Raw genomic sequence first — 5,043 nt, 5'->3', positions numbered from 1 at the left:
GTTTCACAACCGAGTTCGGGATGGGTCGGAGTGGGACCACACCGCCATTGGCACCAGGAAAGCTATTGAGCTTTTAGAGCCCTGAAAGACTGCATAGATTATTTTATGTCGATTCATCCGTAGTTCAACATGAGAACTTATTGACTGATAGGACAAGCCCTCGGTCTGTTAGTATTCCTCAGCTTCATACATTGCTGCACTTCCACTTAGAACCTATCAACGGGTCGTCTTCCCGTGACCTTACTGGATTAACTCCATGAGAGCACTCATCTTGAGGTGGGCTTCCCACTTAGATGCTTTCAGCGGTTATCCGCTCCGCACTTGGCTACCCTGCGTTTACCGTTGGCACGATAACAGGTACACCAGAGGTGCGTTCTTCCCGGTCCTCTCGTACTAAGGAAGACTCCTCTCAATGCTCTTGCGCCTGCACCGGATATGGACCGAACTGTCTCACGACGTTCTGAACCCAGCTCGCGTGCCGCTTTAATGGGCGAACAGCCCAACCCTTGGGACGTACTACCGCCCCAGGTTGCGACGAGCCGACATCGAGGTGCCAAACCTCCCCGTCGATGTGAACTCTTGGGGGAGATCAGCCTGTTATCCCTAGAGTAACTTTTATCCGTTGAGCGACGGCCCTTCCACTCGGTACCGTCGGATCACTAAGGCCGTGTTTCCACCCTGCTCGAGTTGTCACTCTCGCAGTCAAGCTCCCTTATGCCTTTACACTCGTAGGCTGATTTCCAACCAGCCGGAGGGAACCTTTGCGCGCCTCCGTTACCTTTTAGGAGGCGACCGCCCCAGTCAAACTGCCCACCTGATACTGTCCACTAACCGGATAACGGTCAATGTTAGAATCCTAGCCTTGATAGAGTGGTATCTCACCAGCGACTCACTAAACCCCACAAGGCTTAGCTCTAAGTCTCCCACCTATCCTGCGCAATCAAAGCCCGAACACAATACCAAGCTACAGTAAAGCTTCATAGGGTCTTTCTGTCCAGGTGCAGGTAGTCCGTATCTTCACAGACAATCCTATTTCGCCGAGTCTCTCTCCGAGACAGCATCCAGATCGTTACGCCTTTCGTGCGGGTCGGAACTTACCCGACAAGGAATTTCGCTACCTTAGGACCGTTATAGTTACGGCCGCCGTTCACCGGGGCTTCGGTCGCTAGCTTCATCCGAAGACTGACCAGCTTCCTTAACCTTCCGGCACTGGGCAGGCGTCAGCTCCTATACTTCCTCTTTCGAGTTTGCAGAAACCTGTGTTTTTGGTAAACAGTCGCCTGGATCTCTTCACTGCGACCCCCGTTAAGGGGTACCCCTTCTCCCGAAGTTACGGGGCCATTTTGCCGAGTTCCTTAGAGAGAGTTATCTCGCGCCCCTTAGTATACTCAACCCACCCACCTGTGTCGGTTTACAGTACGGGTCTTGCTATCTCATCACATTAATAGCTTTTCTAGGCACTATCGTTCACTACGCAACCGCCGTGGCGGTCTCCCAATCCATTCAGGGTGTAGCTAGTTGTCATGCGTCCCTTTAATGCTCCATAACAAAAGTTCAGGAATATTAACCTGATGTCCATCGACTACGCCTTTCGGCCTCGCCTTAGGTCCCGACTAACCCTCCGCGGACGAGCCTTCCGGAGGAAGCCTTAGGTTTTCGGGGTAGATGATTCTCACATCTATTTTCGCTACTCAAGCCGACATTCTCACTTCTGCTTCGTCCACACCTGCTCTCGCTAATGCTTCTAACTACAACAGAACGCTCCTCTACCACTTAATAAATTAAGTCCACAGCTTCGGTACATCTCTTAGCCCCGTTCATTTTCGGCGCAAGAACGCTTGACCAGTGAGCTATTACGCACTCTTTCAAGGATGGCTGCTTCTAGGCAAACCTCCTGGTTGTCTCAGCATTCTCACCTCCTTTATCACTTAGAGATGATTTGGGGACCTTAGCTGGTGGTCTGGGCTGTTTCCCTCTCGACGATGAAGCTTATCCCCCACCGTCTCACTGGCATTGTATTCACTGGGTATTCTGAGTTTGTCTCGATTTGGTACCGCTCTCGCAGCCCGCACCGAAACAGTGCTTTACCCCCCAGCTATAATCAATACCGCTGCGCCTAAACACATTTCGAGGAGATCCAGCTAGCTCCGGGTTCGATTGGCATTTCACCCCTAACCACACCTCATCCGCTCCTTTTTCAACAGAAGTCGGTTCGGTCCTCCACTTAGTGTTACCTAAGCTTCAACCTGGACATGGTTAGATCACCCGGGTTCGGGTCTATAAACACTGACTAACGCCCTTATCAGACTCGGTTTCCCTTTGGCTCCGTCATTCCCGACTTAACCTGCCAGTGCCTATAAGTCGCCGGCTCATTCTTCAACAGGCACGCTATCACACGTTTAATCGTGCTCTAACTGCTTGTAAGCTCATGGTTTCATGTTCTATTTCACTCCCCTCCCGGGGTTCTTTTCACCGTTCCCTCGCGGTACTATTCGCTATCGGTCACACAGGAGTATTTAGCCTTACGAGGTGGTCCTCGCTGATTCAATCGGGATTCCACGTGCCCCGACCTACTCGGGATACAGCTAGTATCCTTTAACTTTCGACTACAGGACTCTCACCTTCTTTGGTTCACCTCTCAAGTGATTCGTCTAGTCGCCAGATTCCATATCGCTGTCCCACGACCCCAATCCTAAAAAGAACTGGTTTAGGCTCTTCCCGCTTCGCTCGCCGCTACTAAGGGAATCGAGTTTTCTTTCTCTTCCTACAGCTACTAAGATGTTTCAATTCGCTGCGTTGGCTCGTACCATCCTATATATTCAGATGGCCGTATATAAGGTTGCCCCATTCGGAAACCCACGGATCAAGGCATGCTTCCTGCTCCCCGTGGCATATCGCCGGTAACCGCGTCCTTCATCGCCTCTGTGTGCCTAGGTATCCACCATGAGCCCTTCGTAGCTTGACCTTTCAGTCAAATATACTAAGTTCTCAAATTGTCGAACTACCTATTCGACTAATCTATGCAGTTGTCAAGGTTCTCGCTAGACCTAAGTCCAGCAGCCTATAACATTAGACAATTTGTCTAACTCACAGGGTGCTGAAATTATCCTTCTTCCGAAATTGGTGGAGGTAAGCGGACTCGAACCGCTGACATCCTGCTTGCAAAGCAGGCGCTCTACCAACTGAGCTATACCCCCATCCCAGTGGGCCATCCTGGACTCGAACCAGGGACCTCACCCTTATCAGGGGTGCGCTCTAACCACCTGAGCTAATAGCCCCAATACTCTATTCGAGTAATGAACCTAAACAATAGTTCGAAATTCTTAAATCCTGCACGACCTAGAGTGACCTCAATCGCTCCTAATTAAAACACTCGGAGTCAATTGGGTAGGTCTCCCTTAAAGGAGGTGATCCAGCCACACCTTCCGGTACGGCTACCTTGTTACGACTTCACCCCAGTCATCAGCCCTGCCTTCGGCGCCCCCCTCCGCAAGCGGTTAGGGTAACGACTTCGGGCATGGCCAACTTCCATGGTGTGACGGGCGGTGTGTACAAGGCCCGGGAACGTATTCACCGCAGTATGCTGACCTGCGATTACTAGCGATTCCTCCTTCATGCAGGCGAGTTGCAGCCTGCAATCTGAACTGAGCAACGGTTTATGGGATTAGCTCACTATCGCTAGTTGGCTGCCCTTTGTCCGTTGCATTGTAGTACGTGTGTAGCCCAGAACGTAAGGGGCATGATGACTTGACGTCGTCCACACCTTCCTCCGAGTTGTCCCCGGCAGTCTCCCCAGAGTGCCCAACTTAATGATGGCAACTAAGGACGTGGGTTGCGCTCGTTGCGGGACTTAACCCAACATCTCACGACACGAGCTGACGACAGCCATGCACCACCTGTCTCCTCGCTCCCGAAGGCACTATCTAATTTCTTAGATATTCGAGGGATGTCAAGTCCTGGTAAGGTTCTTCGCGTTGCATCGAATTAAACCACATACTCCACCGCTTGTGCGGGCCCCCGTCAATTCCTTTGAGTTTCACACTTGCGTGCGTACTCCCCAGGCGGGATACTTAACGCGTTTGCTACGGTACTGCACGGGTCGATACGCACAACACCTAGTATCCATCGTTTACAGCTAGGACTACAGGGGTATCTAATCCCTTTCGCTCCCCTAGCTTTCGTCCATCAGCGTCAGTTATGGCCCAGCAGAGCGCCTTCGCCACTGGTGTTCTTCCTAATATCTACGCATTTCACCGCTACACTAGGAATTCCCTCTACCCCTACCATACTCTAGTCATTCAGTTTCAGTTGCTCTCCCACAGTTGAGCTGCAGTCTTTAACAACTGACTTAAATAACCGCCTACGGACGCTTTACGCCCAATAATTCCGGATAACGCTTGCATCCTCCGTCTTACCGCGGCTGCTGGCACGGAGTTAGCCGATGCTGATTCCTCTGGTACCGTCAGATCTTCTTCCCAGAGAAAAGAGGTTTACAATCCACAGACATTCCTCCCTCACGCGGCGTTGCTCCGTCAGGCTTGCGCCCATTGCGGAAAATTCCCCACTGCTGCCTCCCGTAGGAGTCTGGGCCGTGTCTCAGTCCCAGTGTGGCTGATCTTCCTCTCAGAACAGCTACTGATCGTCGCCTTGGTAAGCAGTTACCCCACCAACTAGCTAATCAGACGCGAGCTCTTCCTCAGGCGATAAATCTTTCATCTCTCGACATATGCGGTATTAGCCATCGTTTCCAATGGTTGTCCCCCACCTAAGGGCAGATCCTCACGCGTTACTCACCCGTCCGCCACTAACCCCGAAAGGTTCGTTCGACTTGCATGTGTTAAGCACGCCGCCAGCGTTCATCCTGAGCCAGGATCAAACTCTCCATTGTAGTTAACCTAAGCTAACTTATGTGTTTGTCCAGATTCTCAGCTTTTCTAAGTATCCGGTCGTTTGACATCAATCAGTACTTCGTGATAAAGTCTAATCAATTTCAAACTAAAAGAAATTAAACAGGATTTCGTCTAGAATCTCAAACTATTGATT

2 tRNA genes and 2 rRNA genes are annotated in these 5,043 nt (G+C 51.1%); all 4 read right to left on the bottom strand.

What is annotated here, in order from left to right:
• Positions 1-148 precede the first annotated feature (148 nt).
• Positions 149-2,965, bottom strand: a 23S ribosomal RNA gene (locus IXB28_RS16430).
• A gap of 156 nt (positions 2,966-3,121) precedes the next feature.
• Positions 3,122-3,197: transfer RNA gene (locus IXB28_RS16425), tRNA-Ala, on the bottom strand.
• 7 nt (positions 3,198-3,204) lie between these two features.
• Positions 3,205-3,278, bottom strand: a tRNA-Ile gene (locus IXB28_RS16420).
• Between the two features lie 122 nt (positions 3,279-3,400).
• Positions 3,401-4,888: ribosomal RNA gene (locus IXB28_RS16415) — 16S ribosomal RNA — on the bottom strand.
• Together the 16S and 23S rRNA genes with 2 tRNA genes alongside form the textbook arrangement of a ribosomal RNA operon.
• Positions 4,889-5,043 lie beyond the last annotated feature (155 nt).

Origin of the sequence: Leptothoe kymatousa TAU-MAC 1615 (assembly GCF_018739865.1) — a bacterium.
GTDB lineage: Bacteria > Cyanobacteriota > Cyanobacteriia > Phormidesmidales > Phormidesmidaceae > Leptothoe > Leptothoe kymatousa.
The sequence above is the reverse complement of the archived record's forward strand: the minus strand, read 5'-3'. Positions and strand labels throughout refer to the sequence as shown.